The following is a 15,788-nucleotide window of genomic DNA, read 5'->3' as shown; positions in this document are numbered from 1 at the left end:
AATTATTGCGAGGAAACCCCGCACCGGGAACGGTGCGGGGTTTTCTGCGTTTCAGGGGGTTTTCAGGACGGTCTCACGAGTTTCGTGTCGTACGCCAGGATGACCGCCTGGACGCGGTCGCGTGAGCCGGTCTTGGCGAGGATGCGGCCCACGTGGGTCTTCACCGTCGACTCGGCCAGGTGCAGGCGCTCCGCTATCTCCGTGTTGGTCCAGCCGAGGCCCAGGACGCGCAGGATCTCGCTCTCCCGGTCGGTGAGGCCGGCCAGGCGGGCATCGGGGGAGTCCGGCGTGTCCGCGGCAGGAGCCGGCAGGTGGTGGACGTAGGCGTCGAGCAGGCGGCGGGTCAGGCTCGGGGCCACCACGGCGTCGCCGGAGGCTACCGCCCGGATGCCGGAGAGCAGTTCCTCGGGCTGGGCGTCCTTGACGAGGAAGCCGGAGGCGCCGGCGCGCAGACCGGCGTAGGCGTACTCGTCGAGGTCGAAGGTCGTGAGAATGAGGATCCGGGTGCGGCCTCCGGAGGCGACGATGCGGCGGGTGGCCTCGATGCCGTCCAGGCCGGGCATGCGGACGTCCATGAGGACGACGTCCGGGTGGAGTTCGGCCGCCATGCGGGCGGCTTCCGCGCCGTTGGCCGCCTCGCCGACGACCGTCATGTCGTCCTGGCTCTCCAGGAGCATCCGGAAACCGAACCGCTGGAGAGGCTGGTCGTCGGCGATGAGGACGGTGGTCACTGCGGGGACTCCTCCGGGAGGTGTAGGTGGACGCGCCAGCCCAGCTCGGGGCGGGAACGTGGGCCGGCCTCAAGTGTGCCGCCGTACAGGGCGGTCCGCTCCCGCATCCCGGGAAGTCCCCGGCCGTCGGTCGTGGCGCCGGGCCGCGCGTCGCGGCCCGTGTCCGTGATCGTGAGGGTGACCGCGCCGCCGTCGCCGTAGGAGAGGTCGATGTCGGCGGTGGCGTCGGGGCCCGCGTGCTTGAGGGTGTTGGTCAGGGCCTCCTGGATCACGCGGTAGACGGCGAGCTGGCGGCCGGCGGGGAGGTCGGGACGGCCGTGCACGGTCGTGCGGACGGGGAGGCCGGCCTGGCGGACGCCGTCGATGAGCGGGGCGAGGTCGGTGAGGGAAGGCTGGGGAGCCAGCTCGGCCGGTTCCTGGCGGCTCTGCTCGTCGTCGCGCAGGACGTCGAGGAGACGGCGGAGTTCGCCCATGGCCTGGCGGCTGGTGTTGCCGATCGCGTCGAGGGCCTGGGCGGCGCGCTCCGGGGACTTGGTGGCGGCGTACCGGCCGCCGTCCGCGAGGCCCGTGATGACGGAGAGGTTGTGGCCGATGATGTCGTGCATCTCGCGGGCGATGCGGGCGCGTTCCGCGGCGGCGGCGAGCTGGGCCTGCTGGTCGCGTTCGACCTCCAGGCGTTGGGCGCGGTCCTCGAGGGCGGCGGTGTAGTTCCGGCGGGTGCGGACCGTGACGCCGATGAGCGCCGCCACGCCGATGGAGAGGAGCTGGGAGCCGAACTGCTGGTTCCAGGAGCCCGCGCTGTCCCCGTGGCGGAGACCGGACACGAGGACCTGCGTGAGCACCAGGGGAGTCGCCCAGCACAGGGAGCGCAGGGGCAGGCGCAGGGCGATGTGGAAGACGACGAGGAGCTGGAGCATGGCCGCTTGGAGGATGGCGCCGGTCCAGGCGTTGACGACGGCGACCGGGGCCATCGCGAGCAGCACCGCCCCCGGGTGGCTGCGGCGCCACAGGAGGGGGACCGTGAAGCCCAGGGTCATGACGAGCAGCAGCCAGCCGGGGACGTCCAGGTTGTGGGCGATGTTGCGCCAGCCGCCGCCGGTGTAGTCGATGAGGCCGGCCGTGACCCAGAAGGCGGTGAGGTGCAGGTCCCAGACGAGCGGTCGGCGCCGGTCGAAGGCCCGTACCCGGCGGACGACGCGTTGGACGTGCTCGGTCAGGGGGTCGGCGGCTCTTTCCTCGGTCACGGGCTCCATCGGACCATCGTCGGGCTTCCGGGGCCGGTGGGCGTCCGCCTCGGGGCCGTATATGAGGTGAGGGGCGTAGTACCGGGGTATTACGGTGACCCGCATGAGTGCCTCGGTTCCCGGTGACTACGTGATCCGCTCCATACGCGCCGACGAGTGGCCCGCCGTGAAGGAACTGCGGCTGCGTGCGCTGCGGGACCCGCTGGCGCACCTCGCGTACCTGGAGACGTACGACGATGCCGCGGGCCGGCCGGACTCGTACTGGCAGGAGCGGGCGGCGAAGGCGGCCGAGGGCGCGTCCGGGGCGCGGCAGATCGTCGCCGAGGGGCCGGGAGGGGCGTGGCTCGGCACGTTGGCCGTGCTGGTCGAGGAGGCCGGGACGAACGACTGGGCCGGGTTGCCCGTGGAGCGGCGGCAGGGGCACGTGGTCGGGGTGTTCGTCCGGCCCGAGTGGCGGGGGAGCGGGCTGACCAAGGCGCTTTTCGCCGCCGGGCTGGAGTGGGCCTGGGCGAGCGGTCTGGAGCGGGTGCGGCTCATCGTCCATCCGGACAACGGGCGGGCGCAGGGCGCCTACCGGAAGGCCGGGTTCGCGCCGAGTGGGCGGACGGTGCCGCTGGTGGGCGGGAAGACCGGCGAGGTCGAGTTGGAGTTCGTGGTCGAGCGCTGAGGCGGCCGGCCGTGTGCCCCGGGCTCAGACCGGGAGTTCGTCATGGGGCCAGCGGGCACGGCCCTGTTCGCGGGAGCGGAGGAGGGCCAGGGTCGGCAGGCCGAGGTCCGCTCCGGTGGTGAGCAGTTCCGGGAGCTGGGGGAGTGGCGCGACGGCGGCCACGTCGTCCAGGACCAGGGTGAGTGGTGGGTCGAGGCGACCGGAGGATGACCGTTCGGCCATGCGCCGGCCGCTCTCGACCACGCTTGAGACGAGCGCCGTCAGCAGCGGCATCGCGCCGGGGCTCGTCCGAGGGTCCTCGATGGATTCACCCACCACGTAAAGGGTTCCCTGTTCGTGCACGAAGGAATCCAAGGCGAGGGCATCAGTTCGGTTGGGACTGCAGGCTTCGCGGATGTTGACCGTGGAGAGGGCGGCCAGGGCCCGGGTGGTCAGCTGCTGGGCCATGTCCCGGCGGTCGGGGTGGGCGGTGAGGGCGCCTTCGAGTTCGCCCGCGGCACCGGGCGCGGCCTTGGGGTTGGTACGGAGGATGCGTACGGCGTCCTGGATCTGCAGGCCCTGGGACCAGCGGTGGACGTGGCGGACGGTGCGGCCGTCGATGGCGGCGGCGTGCAGGTAGCTGCGCAGGAGCAGTTCGGCGGTGTCGCCGAGGGCCTGGTCGAGCCGGGCGGTGGGGCGGACCGGTGCGAGGAGGGCGGCCGCCCGGGCCGTGGCCGTCTGTCTGTCCTCGCAGCCGGTGGTGGGGGACCAGTGGAGGCGGGCCGGGGTGTCGCAGAGGTGGCCGGGGTCGTAGAGGTGGCAGGGGCCCAGTTTGGCGCGGGCGTCCTTTGTGTCCGACCAGAGGGCGGGGCTGGAGGTGATGACGAGGGCGGCGCCTTCTGCTTCGCGCAGGGCGTTGGCGGCGGTTTCGTGGCGGGTGTTCGGGGGGCCGTACTGGACCGCGCCTTCGGCGCGGGGGGTTTCCCACCCACCCACCCGTTTACTGTCGGCCACAGAAGTGAGGGATTCCTCCGCCGGTTCCGGCTGTTGCGGGGCCTGCGGTGCCCTCGGAGTTGGGACCTCGTGCACCTGTTCCGGCTCCTGAGGGACCGTCGCCCTCGCCTCCGCCCGCCGTCGCTGCCGTACCGCACGCCACCGTGCCACCGACCCCATCACGAACACGGTCACCACGACCAGCACCATCAGCTGGCCGATGAACAGTCCCCAGAACAGCCCGTATCCGGAGAGTTCGGAGGCGGGGGTGTCCGGCCAGGCGCCGGGGATGTCGTGGGGTTCGGCGACCAGGTGGCGCATGGCCACGGGCGTGCCGGTGAAGGTCACGCCGGCGGGCCAGGAGCCGTGGGCGAACAGGGCGGAGAGACCGGTCGCCGTCCACACCAGCAGGGTCATGCCGAGGAGGAAGGCGAGTATGCCGATCAGCAGCCCGTCCGGGATGCCGCCGCCCTGGCCGTCTCGTCGCTGGTCGTCCGGTCTCATCTGCCCCGTGCCTCCCCCTCGCCTAGGCCACCGTCGATTCGGACGAGTCGCCGATGTGCTGTTCCACGAACGCCGCCGCCCGTTCCTCCGCCTCCAGTTCGGCGGCGCGCAGGGCGTCGTCGCTGAAGTCCGAGGAGGACTCGGTCATCGCGCGGTCGGTGAAGACCAGCGGGCGTTCGGTCTCCGTGATCAGGTGCTTGACCACCTGGACGTTGCCGTTGACGTCCCAGACCGCGATGCCGGGGGTGAGGGTCGGGATGATCTCCACGGCCCAGCGCGGCAGGCCCAGGACACGTCCGGTGGCCCGGGCCTCGTCGGCCTTCTGGGCGTAGATGGTGCGGGTGGAGGCCATCTTCAGGATCGCCGCGGCCTCCCTCGCCGCCGCCCCGTCCACGACGTCCGACAGGTGGTGCACCACCGCCACGAACGACAGGCCGAGCCGTCGCCCGAACTTCAGCAGCCGCTGGAACAGCTGCGCCACGAACGGGCTGTTGATGATGTGCCAGGCCTCCTCGACCAGGAAGATGCGCTTCTTCCGGTCGGGGCGGATCCAGGTGTGCTCCAGCCACACGCCCACGATCGCCATCAGGATCGGCATGGCGATGGAGTTGCGGTCGATGTGGGAGAGGTCGAAGACGATGAGGGGTGCGTCCAGGTCGATGCCGACCGTCGTCGGGCCGTCGAACATGCCGCGCAGGTCGCCGTCGACGAGCCGGTCGAGGACGAGCGCCACGTCCAGGCCCCACGCCCGTACGTCGTCTATGGCGACGTTCATCGCCTCGGCCGACTCCGGCTCGGGGTGGCGGAGCTGCTCGACGATGTCGGTGAGGACCGGCTGGCGTTCGACGATGGTCTCGTTGACGTAGGCGTGCGCGACCTTGAGCGCGAAGCCGGAGCGCTCGTCCAGGCCGTGGCCCATCGCGACCTCGATGATCGTGCGGAGCAGCGCGAGCTGGCCCGTCGTCGTGATCGCCGGGTCGAGCGGGTTGAGCCGGATGCCGTGGTCCAGGGCGGCCATCGGGTCGAGGCGGATGGGAGTTATGCCCAGCTCCTCGGCGATGAGGTTCCACTCGCCGACGCCGTCCTCGCCCTGGGCGTCCAGCACGACGACCTGGCGGTCGCGGAAGCGGAGCTGGCGCAGGACGTACGTCTTCTCCAGCGCCGACTTGCCGTTGCCGGACTCCCCGAGCACCAGCCAGTGCGGGGCGGGGAGCTGCTGGCCGTAGAGCATGAAGGGGTCGTAGATGTAGCCCTTGCCGGAGTAGACCTCGCGGCCGATGATCACGCCGGAGTCGCCGAGGCCGGGCGCGGCGGTGGGGAGGTAGACGGCCTGCGCCTGGCCCGTGGAGGTGCGGACGGGGAGGCGGGTGGTCTCCACCTTCCCGAAGAGGAAGGACGTGAAGGCGTCGGTGAGAACGGTCAGCGGGTCCCGCATCAGGGTCAGCCCCTACCTTCGGATGCCGGTGGCGAACGGAAGTGTGTTCACGAAGGCGCGGTGGTGCTCACGGTCGCACCACTCCAGTTTCAGGTACGACTTACCGGCCGAAGCCCTTATCGTCCGCTTGTCGCGGGCCAGCGCCTCGGGGGAACGGGAGGAGACGGTGATGTAGCCGACCAGGTTGACGCCGGCCGCGCCGCTGGCGAGGTCCTCGCCCCGCTGGTCCAGGCGGCCGTGGGCGGCGATGTCGCGCGGGTCGACGGTGCGGTTCATCTTGGCGGCGCGGGAGGCCTCGGCCTCGTCGTTGGTCTTCTCGGTCAGCATGCGCTCGATGGCGATCTCGGTGGGTTCGAGGTCCATCGTGACGGCGACCGTGCGGATGACGTCCGGGGTGTGGACCAGGAGGGGCGCCAGGAAGTTGACGCCCACCGGGGTCATCGGCCACTCCTTGACCCAGGCGGTGGCGTGGCACCAGGGGGCGCGGGTGAAGGACTCCCGGGTCTTCGCCTGGAGGTACGTGGGCTCCATGGCGTCCAGCTCGGCCGGCCAGGCGTTGCGCTTGGTCATCGCCTGGATGTGGTCGATCGGATGGTCCGGGTCGTACATGGCGTGGACGAGGGAGGCGAGCCGGCCCTGGCCCAGCGGCTGGCGTACGCGGATGTCGGCCTCCTGGAGGCGCGAGCAGATGTCGGTCAGCTCGCGCGCCATGACCACCGCGAGGCCCGCGTCCCGGTCCAGCTTCCGGCCGTTCTGCGGGCGGGCGGCGCGGGCCATGGCGTTGGCCTCGGCCGCCAGCTCGCGGGTGTAGTGCATGCAGGCGACGAGGTAGGCGCGGTGCTGCTCGCTGCTGGTGGACACCATCGACTGGAGCTGGTCGTACGACTGCTGCAGCCACGGCAGCGCCTTGTCGTCGCCGCGCTGGGCGACGTCCTTGGCGTGCGCGTCGGGGTCGGCCGGGAGGGTGCGGGCGAGCATCTGGATGCGGGTGACGAAACCGTCGCCGTTGGCCACGTGCTTGAGCAGGGTGCCGAAGCGGTCGACGAGGGCTTCCTGGTCCTCGGAGTCGCGCAGGCCGACGCCGGGGCCCTCGATCTCGATCGCGGCCGTCACCGTCTTGCGGTCGGCGTGCAGCAGTACGGCGATCTCGTCCGGCCCGAAGGGCGCGGCCAGCCAGGTGATGCGGCCGATGCCGGGTGGCGGGCCGACCTCGACCTCCCTGCCGTCGAGCCGGGTGCCGGCCTCGATGGCGCCGGAGCGGTACGTGGTGCCGCTGCGCAGGGTCCGCTTGTAGCTGCGGTTGATCTCGAACCACCGGTAGAACGTCCGGTGCTTGTACGGCACGTAGACGGCGGCCAGCGCGAGCAGCGGGAAGCCGACGAGCAGCACGATGCGCAGGGTCAGGACGGGGACGAGGAGCCCGCACATCATGCCGAGGAACGCGCCGACGACGATCAGCGCGATCTCACCGGTCTCGCGGTTGCGGCCGACGATCGCGTTCGGCCGGGCGCGGCCGATCAGATACGTACGGCGGGGCGTGACCGGATGGGACACGTGGGACTCGGTCGTCAACGCCCGTCACCTCCTGTGCTGTTTTTGCTGTTACGGGTGTTGCTGGCATGGGGTGTGTTCACCGGGCTGCCTGAGCGCGGTGCGGGTGCGGCGGAGGGGACAGTTCCGCCGCCGCCGTTCGAGGGGCGCGAGCTGTGCGCGGCGACTCCGCCGGAGGCGGGGTTCGAGGGGCGGGACGCGGAGGAGCTGCCGCCCTGGTTGCTGCCGCCGCCTCCGCCGTCGCCGTTGTGGCGGGAGCTGTGGGTTCTGATGCCCTGGGCGACCAGGTTCGCCGGGGAGCTGATCACGGCGGCGGCCTTGCCCTCGGCGCCCTGCATGATCCTGTTGTTGCGGCCGCTCGCGATCTCGTCGCCGAAGCCGGGGACGAAGCGGTAGATCATCGCGGACGCGAAGATGGCGAGCAGGATGATCGCGAGCCCGGAGACGACGGCGGAGAAGGCGTCCGGCCCCTCGTCGGCGGAGAGCGCCCCGGCGAGCCCGAGCACGATGACGATGACGGGCTTCACCAGAATGACCGCGATCATGATCCCGGCCCAGCGGCGGACGTGACCCCACAGGTTCTTGTCGACCAGGCCCGCGTAGACGACGGTGCCGAGCAGGGCGCCGACGTAGAGCAGCGCGGCGCGGATGACCAGTTCCAGCCAGAGGACGCCGGCGGCGAGGATCGACACCAGGGAGACGACGATCAGCATGATCGGGCCGCCGCCGATGTCCTCGCCCTTCTCCAAGGCACCGGAGAACGTGCCGAAGAACGTGTTCGTCTGGTCGCCGGTGGCCTTGGCGAGTACGTCCGTGACGGCGTCGGTCGCGGAGACGACCGTGTAGAGGATCAGCGGCGTGAAGGCCGATGCCAGGACGGTGAGCCAGAGGAACCCGATGGCCTCGGAGAGGGCGGTACCGAGCGGGACGCCGCGCACGGCGCGCTTCGCTACCGCGAGGAGCCAGAGGATGAGCGTGAGCACGGTCGACGCCGCGAAGACGACGGCGTACTGCTGGAGGAACTCCGGGTTCGTGAAGTCGACGTTCGCCGTGTCCTCGACGGCGGCGCTGAGCTTGTCGACGGTCCATGCGGCGGCGTCGGCGCAGCCCTTGGCGAGGGAGGAGAGGGGGTCGAGGGTGGAGGAGATCTCCGGGGTTTCGGCTCCGCCGCCGCCTCCTGAGCCGGAGTTGCCGTCTTCGCAGTAGTCCTTGGCGGGGCCGCGAATGAGGTCGCAGGGATCGTCGCTGCCCGACGGAGTCGGCGTCGGCGTCGGAGCAGCGACCGCGCGGGTTGCCGGGAGCACCATGGCTGCCGGTACGGAGGCCAGAACGGTTGCGACTTTGAGGAGGCGGTGGTTAGCGCGCATAGGTGAACCCTCCGAACTCCTCGACGGCCTTCGACATTTCGTCGGGGGCGGAGGCCCGCTGATCGCGTCCGATCGGCACCGGGCCGTCCTTCTGCTGGAAGTCGATGACCTTCCAGTCGTTGCCGGTCCAAGTCAGCTGGTAGGTGGTGGTGTACCAGCTCTCGGTGACCGGGTTGGTCGACTTGCCACCGGACAGTCCGAAGAGCGATGTGTACCAGACTTCGACGGTGGCCTTGTCAGCGCTGGACTCCGTGACCTTGGTGCCAACCGGGATCACCCGCGACACGAAGGTCTGGCCAGCCGGTGCCTTGCCATCCTTGTCGAGCCCGATGTTCGACAGGAACTTCGGGCTCGAGTAGGCCTCGTCCAGATCGGCCTGCCGGGAAGCAGCGACGCCGGGGGCGTAGACGGTGTTCACGATGTCTTGCCGTTTGGCCTTGTCGAACATGTCGGCCGACCCCAAAGCCACCGCATAGTTCGCGGCAGCGCTCTGCGCCCCCTGCTCATCATGGGCGAAGCCCGACTGGACCGGCGTGGTGCCTGTCGGGGCCGTCGATGACGTCTTCGGCTTGTCCGCGGCCGCGTCGGAGGAACCGGAGTCCTCTCCTCCACGGTTCGCGAAGGCGATCGCCGCGATGAGGAGGACGACCACGCCGACCACCGTGACCAGGCTTCTGGACGACGAACGGCCGCCGCGCCGGTGCCCGCCCTCGTCCTCGGGCAGCCGCATCCGCGTCCCGCTCATGCCGCCGTAGCCGCCGGAGGACTGCTGGTCGTCTCCGAGACTCATGCCGCGTACGCCCCCTCGACCTCGTGCCTGCCGTAGAAGTACGACGGTAGCCGTGCTGGTTCCCGCGCGGGCGCGGTGTGGTGACTCGACATCAGGGAAACGCAACCTCAGCCGGTTGGCACGACGGGCGGGTGGGGTGGAGGTTGAGGGACGGACGTGAGCGTGGCTATACGGCCATCCCGTACACGATGGTGAAGAGCGTGCCGAGGGAGCCGATGATGAACACGCCCGTCAGCCCGGCGATGATGAGGCCCTTGCCCTGCTCCGCGCTGAAGGTGTCCCGCAGGGCCGTGGCGCCGATGCGCTGCTTGGCGGCGCCCCAGATGGCGATGCCGAGGCAGAGCAGGATGGCTACGGCCATGACGACCTGGACCATCGTCTTCGCCTCGGCCCCCAGCGCACCGAAGGGGCCCCAGTCGGGAGCGATCCCCCCGATGATGGTGTTGATGTCTCCCTCGTCGGCCGCAAAGAGCATGTAAGTCACCGCCCCTGTTGGGTAGTTCCGCGCCCTCTGCGGACGTGCAGAGGTCAGGCCTCATTGTCGCCGACAAATCCGCCGTCGTATGTCGACTTGGCGTCATTGATTGGCAGGTTTCGTACGGATAGCTTGCCACCGGCCCGCGCCGGCCCCTAAGAGGGCCGGGCGGACCGGTATGCGATGAGTCGTATGGTCACTCTGTGTATCACGCCAGGTTACGCCTAGCAATGATGCTGGTGCGCAACCTGTCGCGTGGTTGTGTCGTTGGGCCCTTCTACGCATCCACGAAGTGATCGAACTCGCCGGCCTTCACGCCGAGCACGAAGGCGTCCCACTTCTGACGGTCCGTCGTGACCACGGGTCCGTGTACGCCGGGGCCGTGGACGCGGACGGGGGCGCCCGCGTCATTCACGGGAGTGAAAGTGACCTGGACGGGAGCGGGGTGGGCGTTCGCCTTCAGGGCGGTGAGCAGGGCGCCGAAGGTGGTCGGGGCGAGGGTGAGTATGGAGTCGGTGGGGTCGCTGCTTTCGGTGAGATGGACGGCGGTGGCGGTGGAACGGACGTGGATGCAGGAGTCACCTTCACCGCAGTAGGACGACTTCTGCCAGGTGCTGTGGCTCATGTGCGTTCCCTTCACAGGTCTTGGGCGATGTGGTGGATGAAGTCACGGGACTCCGCTGGTGGAAGCGCTTTGGCCTGGATCCGGTCCAGCAGAATGCGGTACTTGGACAGCTGAGCCTCGGCGTCCAGGAAGACGGGGCCGTGGGACTGGTCGAGGTGAACGGTGTCCAGTTGCTGTACGGGACCGGCCGAGTAGAAGACCGACTGGCCCGAGCCCGGGAACCCTCCAGCGGCGTAGGGGATCACTCTGATGGTTACGTGGTCTCGCTCGCTCATGTCGAGCAGATGGCGTAGCTGGGCTTGCACGGTAGTCCGGCTCCCGAACCGCATCCGCAGGGCCGCCTCGTGGATGAGGGCGCGGTAGGGGGTCGGAGGCTCACGGAAGATCACCGTCTGTCGCTTGATGCGGAACGAGACGCGGTGCTCGATGTCCGGGGGTGAGAGGTCCGGCACTACCTGACGGAAAGTCTCGCGGGCGTGGTCCGTGGTCTGGAGCAGGCCGGGCATGTGCACGGTGATGGCCGTGCGCAGGCTGACCGCGTGATGCTCGACCTCGGCCAGATCGAGAAGCGAGCTGGGCAGGATCTCCCTGTACTCCTCCCACCAGCCGCGTTTCCGTTCGGTGGTCATGGCGCTGAGTGCGTCGATGAGAGCTCGGTCGGCACAGTCGTAGTGGCAGGCGAGCGCGTGGATGCGTTCGGCGCTCACCCCCATGCGGCCGGCTTCGGTATTGCTGATCTGGTTCTGCTTCACTCCGAGCAGTTGACTCGCCTGTGTGGACGTCAGGCCCGCGCGCTCGCGGAGTTTCCGCAGCTCCGCCCCGAGTCTCAGCTGGCGCCCCGTCGGGTTGGTTCTCACGGGCTTGCCGCCTCCTTGGTGCTGCGGTCACCCACACGGGTGGTAGCTAAGGCCGATACCGGGAATCGGATAACGACTTATCTAATCGCCGCTACCTTACAAGTGGCGCCCCGCTCAGAAGCGCACCGGTCGACGGGCCGGCAGGCCACTGGGCACCCGTCCGTCAACCAACTTCCCGAACTGATCGGAGACTTCCATGGCCACCGTAGACCCGTCCTGGGGCTACACCCTCCACCTCCCGCACGATCCACGCGCACCGGGGATCGCCCGCACAACCCTCCGTGCCACCCTCGCCGCGCACGGACTCGGTGAGCTCACGCCCACCGCCGAGCTGCTGGCCGCCGAACTCCTCGCCAACGCCCACCTGCACACCACCGGCCCCTACTCCCTCCGCATCCTCTCGCGCGAGCCGGGACGGCTCCGGGTCGGTGTGTGGGACACCGACTGGAGGGTGCCGCCCGGCTTCCGGGACGAGGAGCAGCCCGGCGCCGCGGCCCCGGCGGACGCCGAGAGCGGACGGGGACTTCAGCTGGTGCGGGCCTGTGCCGACGCCGTCGGCGTGTCCGTGCTGCGCGAGCTGGGCGCCTCCAAGGGCGGGAAGCTGTTGTGGGCCGAGTGCCGGAGCCGCCCCGAAGAGGGGCGCGACATGGCTGGAAAGTGTTATTGAACGGCCCGGCGATGGGGGAAGGTTGGGCCATGCGGAAGTTGTGGGTCGGGGCCGGTGTCGCGGTTGCCCTCGGGATGGGCTTCGTGATGCTGCTCGTCGTGGGCGTCTACGTGGTCGCCGGGAACCTGGCCAACGGCGTCGGGGGCGGGTCGAAGAGGCTCGCGAAGGGGTCCGTTCCCGCGGCGTACCAGGCGCTCGTGCAGAAGTGGGGCAATCTCTGTCCCGCCATCAACCCCGCGTTGCTCGCCGCCCAGCTCTACCAGGAGAGCGGCTTCAACCCGAAGGCCCAGAGCCACGCGGCCGCGCAGGGGATAGCGCAGTTCATCCCGGGGACCTGGGCCACGCACGGGATCGACGGGGACGGTGACGGGGACCGGGACGTCTGGGACCCGGCGGATGCCATCCCCTCGGCGGCGTCGTACGACTGCACCCTCGCGTCGTACGTGAAGGACGTCCCCGGCAACCCGACCGAGAACATGCTGGCCTCCTACAACGCGGGGGCCGGCGCGGTGATCCAGTACCAGGGTGTGCCGCCGTACAAGGAGACCCAGAACTACGTCAAGGTCATCCGGAGCCTGGAGAAGAGCTTCGCCGCGCCGGAGACCAGGGTCGAGCCCTCCGAGCAGGCCGCCGGGGCCATCGCCTACGCGCAGGAGAAGCTCGGGACGCCCTATCTGTGGGGTGGCAACGGGACGGCCGACCAGGGCGGGCGGTTCGACTGTTCGGGGCTGACCAAGGCCGCTTACGAGAGTGTGGGGATCACGCTGCCGCGGGTGGCCAACGACCAGTACAACGCGGGGCCGCATCCGGGGCGGGACGAACTGCTGCCGGGTGATCTCGTGTTCTTCTCGGACGATCTCACCAATTCGCGGGCCATTCGGCACGTGGGGATCTACGTCGGTGGCGGATACATGATCGACGCGCCGCGGCCGGGGGCCGTGATCCGGTTCGATCCGATCGACACCCCGGATTACTTCGGGGCGACCCGGGTGACGGAAGATGGCGCGAAAGCATTGCCCACCACGGTGTGAATGCCATGGTTTGGACACAGCGTGAACCCATGCCCTGAGCTGCGACGACGTGTCTCTCTTCGATAACGTCTGCGTGATCATTCAGTGGAAGGTGGAACGTATCAACGGGGGCCGTGCGTTCCTGTTGTCGTGTAGGTGTGCGGGACAAGAGGAGCCGGCGGATCTACTGACCACGGGGGTGGCAGAGGAAAGGCGTGCGTACGGTGCGCCGCAGGACATGACGAAGGGGCCGCAGCACCATGGCTGGACTCGCAGAATCCGGGTCGAACCCCGACGTCGAGCTGCTCTACGACATCAACGGCCTGGCCAAGGACGCACCGCACTGGTTCGACCGGGTCATGGAGTTCGTCGGTGAGTACGGACTGCTGTTCGCGATCGTGCTGCTGGTGATGTGGTGCTGGTGGGGCGTGCGGCGGCGGGGCGGTGAGGACGCGGCGTCCTCGGTGGCCGCGCTCGTGTGGGCGCCGCTCGCGGCAGGTGTCGCGGTGCTGGTCAACGTCCCGATACGGGGTTTCGTGGAGCGGCCGCGGCCGTTCAAGACCCATGAGGGGCTGGAGGTGCTGGTCGCCGGCAAGGACGACTTCTCGTTCGTGAGCGATCACGCCACGCTGTGTATGGCGCTCGCCGTCGCGCTGTTCGTCGCCAACCGGAAGTTCGGGCTCGGCGCGATCGTGCTGGCGGTGTTCGGCGGCTTCATCCGGGTCTACATGGGCGTGCACTACCCGACGGACGTCATCGGCGGCTTCGCCCTCGGTACGGCGGTCGCGCTGCTGCTGTCGCCGGTCGCCATGGCGCTGCTGACGCCGCTGACCCGCGCCGTCGAGCGGTCGCCCCGGGTGGGGTGGCTGGTGCGCGCGCGGGGGCGAGACGGTGCCGACGGGCGCGGCGCCGTGATTCCGGGGGCCCGCAAGGAGAGCACCGAGGCGGACGAGCGGGACCTCGCCGCCTAGGGCCTAGGGCAGACCTCCTCCTCACCTCAGCAACGCACGCGGCGGCCTTTTCAGGCCGCCGTGTGCGTTTGCGCGTCCGTCCGGGCCTGGCTTCTCGCCCTGCGGGCCGGGCCCCGCCAGCCGCAGCTGCAACGGGCCAGGCAGAAGCGGCCCTGTTCGGCCGTCGTCGTGAGGTGTTCCGGTTCCGGTCCGGGGGCTTCCCCGGGGGCTTCCAGCCCGTCCTGCTGCGCCACGCCGTCCACGTTACCGGCGTCACCCACCCCTCGTTAACCGGGTCGGCAGGGGGTCCGGAGCGGGCGTGACGGCTGGGGTAGGTGGCGATGGTCGGGCGGGAACGGGAGCGGGAGAGGGAGCGGCGGGGCAGGAGGGCGGCCGGTGGTCTCGCCGTCGCCGGGGGTGTGGTCTGTGTGTGGCTGGCCGGGAGCGCGTGTTCCGGGGAGGGAGCCGCGGCCCAGGGAGCGGGTGGCGGCGATCCGGTCGCCGTGCTGCACCGGGCCGCCGACCGGCTGGTGGCCGCCGGGAGCGCCAAGGCGCGCACCGCGATGGAGATGGCCAGCGGCGGGACGCGGGTCACCATCCGGGGCGAGGGCGTCTACGACTTCGAGCGGCGGTTCGGGCGGCTGGAGGTGCGGCTGCCGCAGGACCCCGCGGGCACGAGCGAGCACCGGCCGATCACCGAACTGCTCGCGCCGGGGGCCCTGTTCATGAAGAACCGGGGGGCCGGCGTGCCCGACGACAAGTGGGTGCGGGTGGAGACCGCCTCGCTGTCCGACGGGAACCTCGTGACCGGCGGGGCGACCGACCCCTTCGCCGCCGCCGAGGTGCTGCGCGGGACGCGGACGGCGACGTACGTGGGGCGCACCGAGGTCGGCGGGACCGAGGTGCGGCACTACCGGGGGACCGCCGATCTGGCGCGGGCGGCGCGGGGCGCGTCCGACGGGAACAAGGAGGCGCTGGCCGCCGCCGCCGACGGGTTCGCCACCGCCGAGGTGCCCTTCGACGCCTACCTCGACGACGAGGGCCGCATCCGCAAGGTCCGGCACCGCTTCAGCTTCGTCAACGGGCGGGACGAGGGGACCGTCGACGTCGCCTCGACGACGCTGCTCTACGATTTCGGCGCCGCCGTCCGCGTACGGCTGCCGGACGACGAGGACATCTACGCCGGCAAGATCGCGGCGGGGCCGGGCGGCGACAAGAACTAGCCCTTCCGTGCCATGCGCGGTGTGTAGGCCGCTCCCTACTCTAGGAAGTCGGTGACGGCAGAGACGAGGTGACGCGCGTGGCTCCGGTCGGCGGTACGGCGGTTCAGGACCACGTGGCCCTCGCCGAGATCGAGCTGTGCGGCGAGCTGATCATCGCGGCGTCGGCCGCCCGGGAGCGGCTCAGTCTGGAGAGCATCGACGAAGTGCTGCGGGTGGCCGAGGAGCGCAGGGCCGCTCCGGCCGACCGGTAGTGGCCGGCCGGTCCTGCGGAGCCGCCGGGGGTCAGGTGCGCAGCAGGCGGCCGATCGCCTTCGTGGCCTCCTCCACCTTCGCGTCGATCTCGGCGCCTCCCTTGACGGCCGCGTCGGCGACGCAGTGGCGCAGGTGCTCCTCCAGGAGTTGCAGGGCGAAGGACTGCAGGGCCTTCGTGGAGGCGGAGACCTGGGTCAGTATGTCGATGCAGTAGACGTCCTCGTCGACCATCCGCTGGAGGCCGCGGATCTGCCCCTCGATGCGGCGCAGCCGCTTGAGGTGCTCGTCCTTCTGCTTGTGGTACCCGTGCACGCCCCGGTCGTGGTCGGTCACGACGTCGGTGCCGTCCGTCTCCACCCCGGTCACCTCGTCGACGGCGGGGGAGGGCGCACCTGCGCCGGCCTCAGTGGTCGTCATCGCGTCCTCCTGTGAGATTGGGCAGATAGCGGACATATACCCCTGGCGGGT

18 protein-coding genes are annotated in these 15,788 nt (G+C 70.3%); 6 read left to right on the top strand and 12 right to left on the bottom strand.

Going from position 1 to position 15,788, the window contains the following annotated elements:
• Nucleotides 1-62 precede the first annotated feature (62 nt).
• Entirely contained in the window at nucleotides 63-731 is a 669-nt protein-coding gene (locus AMK11_RS22455; protein ID WP_073729783.1) for a response regulator, read from the bottom strand.
• Nucleotides 728-1,984: a sensor histidine kinase gene (locus tag AMK11_RS22450; protein ID WP_073729782.1), complete on the bottom strand. Its 1,257-nt coding sequence runs from the start codon at nucleotides 1,982-1,984 to the stop codon at nucleotides 728-730. Before AMK11_RS22450 ends, AMK11_RS22455 begins: the two co-directional genes overlap by 4 nt.
• Nucleotides 1,985-2,078: 94 nt before the next feature.
• Here AMK11_RS22450 and AMK11_RS22445 point away from each other — a divergent pair, with 94 nt between their 5' ends.
• The gene (locus tag AMK11_RS22445; protein WP_198941431.1) at nucleotides 2,079-2,642 is read left to right on the top strand and encodes a GNAT family N-acetyltransferase; all 564 of its coding nucleotides are present in this window, start codon (nucleotides 2,079-2,081) and stop codon (nucleotides 2,640-2,642) included.
• A 24-nt stretch (nucleotides 2,643-2,666) separates the two neighbouring features.
• Here the strand turns inward: AMK11_RS22445 and AMK11_RS22440 are convergent, their stop codons facing one another.
• The 8 genes from AMK11_RS22440 to AMK11_RS22405 all read right to left on the bottom strand — a co-directional run bounded on the left by AMK11_RS22440 (nucleotide 2,667) and on the right by AMK11_RS22405 (nucleotide 11,218).
• Nucleotides 2,667-4,118: a type IV secretory system conjugative DNA transfer family protein gene (locus AMK11_RS22440; protein ID WP_073729781.1), complete on the bottom strand. Its 1,452-nt coding sequence runs from the start codon at nucleotides 4,116-4,118 to the stop codon at nucleotides 2,667-2,669.
• Nucleotides 4,119-4,140: 22 nt separating this feature from the next.
• Entirely contained in the window at nucleotides 4,141-5,553 is a 1,413-nt protein-coding gene (locus AMK11_RS22435) for an ATP-binding protein (protein ID WP_073729780.1), read from the bottom strand.
• 12 nt (nucleotides 5,554-5,565) lie between these two features.
• Nucleotides 5,566-7,125 carry an SCO6880 family protein gene (locus AMK11_RS22430; protein WP_073729779.1) on the bottom strand — a complete coding sequence of 520 codons (1,560 nt, stop codon included), beginning with the start codon at nucleotides 7,123-7,125 and terminating at the stop codon, nucleotides 5,566-5,568.
• Nucleotides 7,122-8,471: a hypothetical protein gene (locus AMK11_RS22425; RefSeq protein ID WP_073729778.1), complete on the bottom strand. Its 1,350-nt coding sequence runs from the start codon at nucleotides 8,469-8,471 to the stop codon at nucleotides 7,122-7,124. Before AMK11_RS22425 ends, AMK11_RS22430 begins: the two co-directional genes overlap by 4 nt.
• Entirely contained in the window at nucleotides 8,461-9,261 is an 801-nt protein-coding gene (locus AMK11_RS22420; RefSeq protein ID WP_073729777.1) for a hypothetical protein, read from the bottom strand. Before AMK11_RS22420 ends, AMK11_RS22425 begins: the two co-directional genes overlap by 11 nt.
• Nucleotides 9,262-9,427: 166 nt before the next feature.
• The gene (locus AMK11_RS22415; RefSeq protein WP_019326783.1) at nucleotides 9,428-9,736 is read right to left on the bottom strand and encodes a membrane protein; all 309 of its coding nucleotides are present in this window, start codon (nucleotides 9,734-9,736) and stop codon (nucleotides 9,428-9,430) included.
• Between the two features lie 277 nt (nucleotides 9,737-10,013).
• Nucleotides 10,014-10,361, bottom strand: a complete 348-nt coding sequence (locus AMK11_RS22410; protein WP_073729776.1) for a DUF397 domain-containing protein — start codon at nucleotides 10,359-10,361, stop codon at nucleotides 10,014-10,016.
• Nucleotides 10,362-10,372: 11 nt separating this feature from the next.
• Complete coding sequence (locus AMK11_RS22405) at nucleotides 10,373-11,218, bottom strand: helix-turn-helix domain-containing protein (protein ID WP_073729775.1); 846 nt, start codon at nucleotides 11,216-11,218, stop codon at nucleotides 10,373-10,375.
• A 196-nt stretch (nucleotides 11,219-11,414) separates the two neighbouring features.
• Between AMK11_RS22405 and AMK11_RS22400 the strand changes: the two genes are divergently transcribed.
• From AMK11_RS22400 to AMK11_RS22390, 3 genes are all read left to right on the top strand, one after another.
• Complete coding sequence (locus tag AMK11_RS22400) at nucleotides 11,415-11,885, top strand: ATP-binding protein (RefSeq protein ID WP_073729774.1); 471 nt, start codon at nucleotides 11,415-11,417, stop codon at nucleotides 11,883-11,885.
• An 11-nt stretch (nucleotides 11,886-11,896) separates the two neighbouring features.
• Complete coding sequence (locus tag AMK11_RS22395) at nucleotides 11,897-12,916, top strand: C40 family peptidase (protein ID WP_079187608.1); 1,020 nt, start codon at nucleotides 11,897-11,899, stop codon at nucleotides 12,914-12,916.
• Between the two features lie 239 nt (nucleotides 12,917-13,155).
• Complete coding sequence (locus AMK11_RS22390; protein ID WP_073729772.1) at nucleotides 13,156-13,866, top strand: phosphatase PAP2 family protein; 711 nt, start codon at nucleotides 13,156-13,158, stop codon at nucleotides 13,864-13,866.
• Nucleotides 13,867-13,916: 50 nt separating this feature from the next.
• Here the strand turns inward: AMK11_RS22390 and AMK11_RS39225 are convergent, their stop codons facing one another.
• Nucleotides 13,917-14,099, bottom strand: coding sequence for a hypothetical protein (locus tag AMK11_RS39225; RefSeq protein ID WP_073729837.1), 183 nt, complete (start codon nucleotides 14,097-14,099; stop codon nucleotides 13,917-13,919).
• 87 nt (nucleotides 14,100-14,186) lie between these two features.
• Here AMK11_RS39225 and AMK11_RS22380 point away from each other — a divergent pair, with 87 nt between their 5' ends.
• Complete coding sequence (locus AMK11_RS22380) at nucleotides 14,187-15,068, top strand: hypothetical protein (protein ID WP_073729771.1); 882 nt, start codon at nucleotides 14,187-14,189, stop codon at nucleotides 15,066-15,068.
• Between the two features lie 68 nt (nucleotides 15,069-15,136).
• A complete protein-coding gene (locus tag AMK11_RS22375; RefSeq protein WP_073729770.1) occupies nucleotides 15,137-15,319 on the top strand; it encodes a hypothetical protein in 183 nt (60 codons plus the stop codon).
• 31 nt (nucleotides 15,320-15,350) lie between these two features.
• Here AMK11_RS22375 and AMK11_RS22370 read toward each other — a convergent pair whose 3' ends face one another.
• The gene (locus tag AMK11_RS22370; protein ID WP_073729769.1) at nucleotides 15,351-15,737 is read right to left on the bottom strand and encodes a metal-sensitive transcriptional regulator; all 387 of its coding nucleotides are present in this window, start codon (nucleotides 15,735-15,737) and stop codon (nucleotides 15,351-15,353) included.
• Nucleotides 15,738-15,788 lie beyond the last annotated feature (51 nt).

This window comes from Streptomyces sp. CB02414 (genome assembly GCF_001905385.1).
Lineage (GTDB): Bacteria > Actinomycetota > Actinomycetes > Streptomycetales > Streptomycetaceae > Streptomyces.
This window is presented reverse-complemented; position numbering and strand designations above follow the sequence as displayed.

Bases quoted from the DNA above. Each gene is read 5' to 3' on its own strand.
- AMK11_RS22390 (WP_073729772.1), top strand. From the start codon at position 13,156: ATGGCTGGACTCGCAGAATCCGGGTCGAACCCCGACGTCGAGCTGCTC.
- AMK11_RS22410 (WP_073729776.1), bottom strand. From the start codon at position 10,361: ATGAGCCACAGCACCTGGCAGAAGTCGTCCTACTGCGGTGAAGGTGAC.
- AMK11_RS22415 (WP_019326783.1), bottom strand. From the start codon at position 9,736: ATGCTCTTTGCGGCCGACGAGGGAGACATCAACACCATCATCGGGGGG.
- AMK11_RS22440 (WP_073729781.1), bottom strand. From the start codon at position 4,118: ATGAGACCGGACGACCAGCGACGAGACGGCCAGGGCGGCGGCATCCCG.
- AMK11_RS22370 (WP_073729769.1), bottom strand. From the start codon at position 15,737: ATGACGACCACTGAGGCCGGCGCAGGTGCGCCCTCCCCCGCCGTCGAC.
- AMK11_RS22425 (WP_073729778.1), bottom strand. From the start codon at position 8,471: ATGCGCGCTAACCACCGCCTCCTCAAAGTCGCAACCGTTCTGGCCTCC.
- AMK11_RS22400 (WP_073729774.1), top strand. From the start codon at position 11,415: ATGGCCACCGTAGACCCGTCCTGGGGCTACACCCTCCACCTCCCGCAC.
- AMK11_RS22395 (WP_079187608.1), top strand. From the start codon at position 11,897: ATGGGGGAAGGTTGGGCCATGCGGAAGTTGTGGGTCGGGGCCGGTGTC.
- AMK11_RS22435 (WP_073729780.1), bottom strand. From the start codon at position 5,553: ATGCGGGACCCGCTGACCGTTCTCACCGACGCCTTCACGTCCTTCCTC.
- AMK11_RS22380 (WP_073729771.1), top strand. From the start codon at position 14,187: ATGGTCGGGCGGGAACGGGAGCGGGAGAGGGAGCGGCGGGGCAGGAGG.
- AMK11_RS22420 (WP_073729777.1), bottom strand. From the start codon at position 9,261: ATGAGTCTCGGAGACGACCAGCAGTCCTCCGGCGGCTACGGCGGCATG.
- AMK11_RS22445 (WP_198941431.1), top strand. From the start codon at position 2,079: ATGAGTGCCTCGGTTCCCGGTGACTACGTGATCCGCTCCATACGCGCC.
- AMK11_RS22450 (WP_073729782.1), bottom strand. From the start codon at position 1,984: ATGGAGCCCGTGACCGAGGAAAGAGCCGCCGACCCCCTGACCGAGCAC.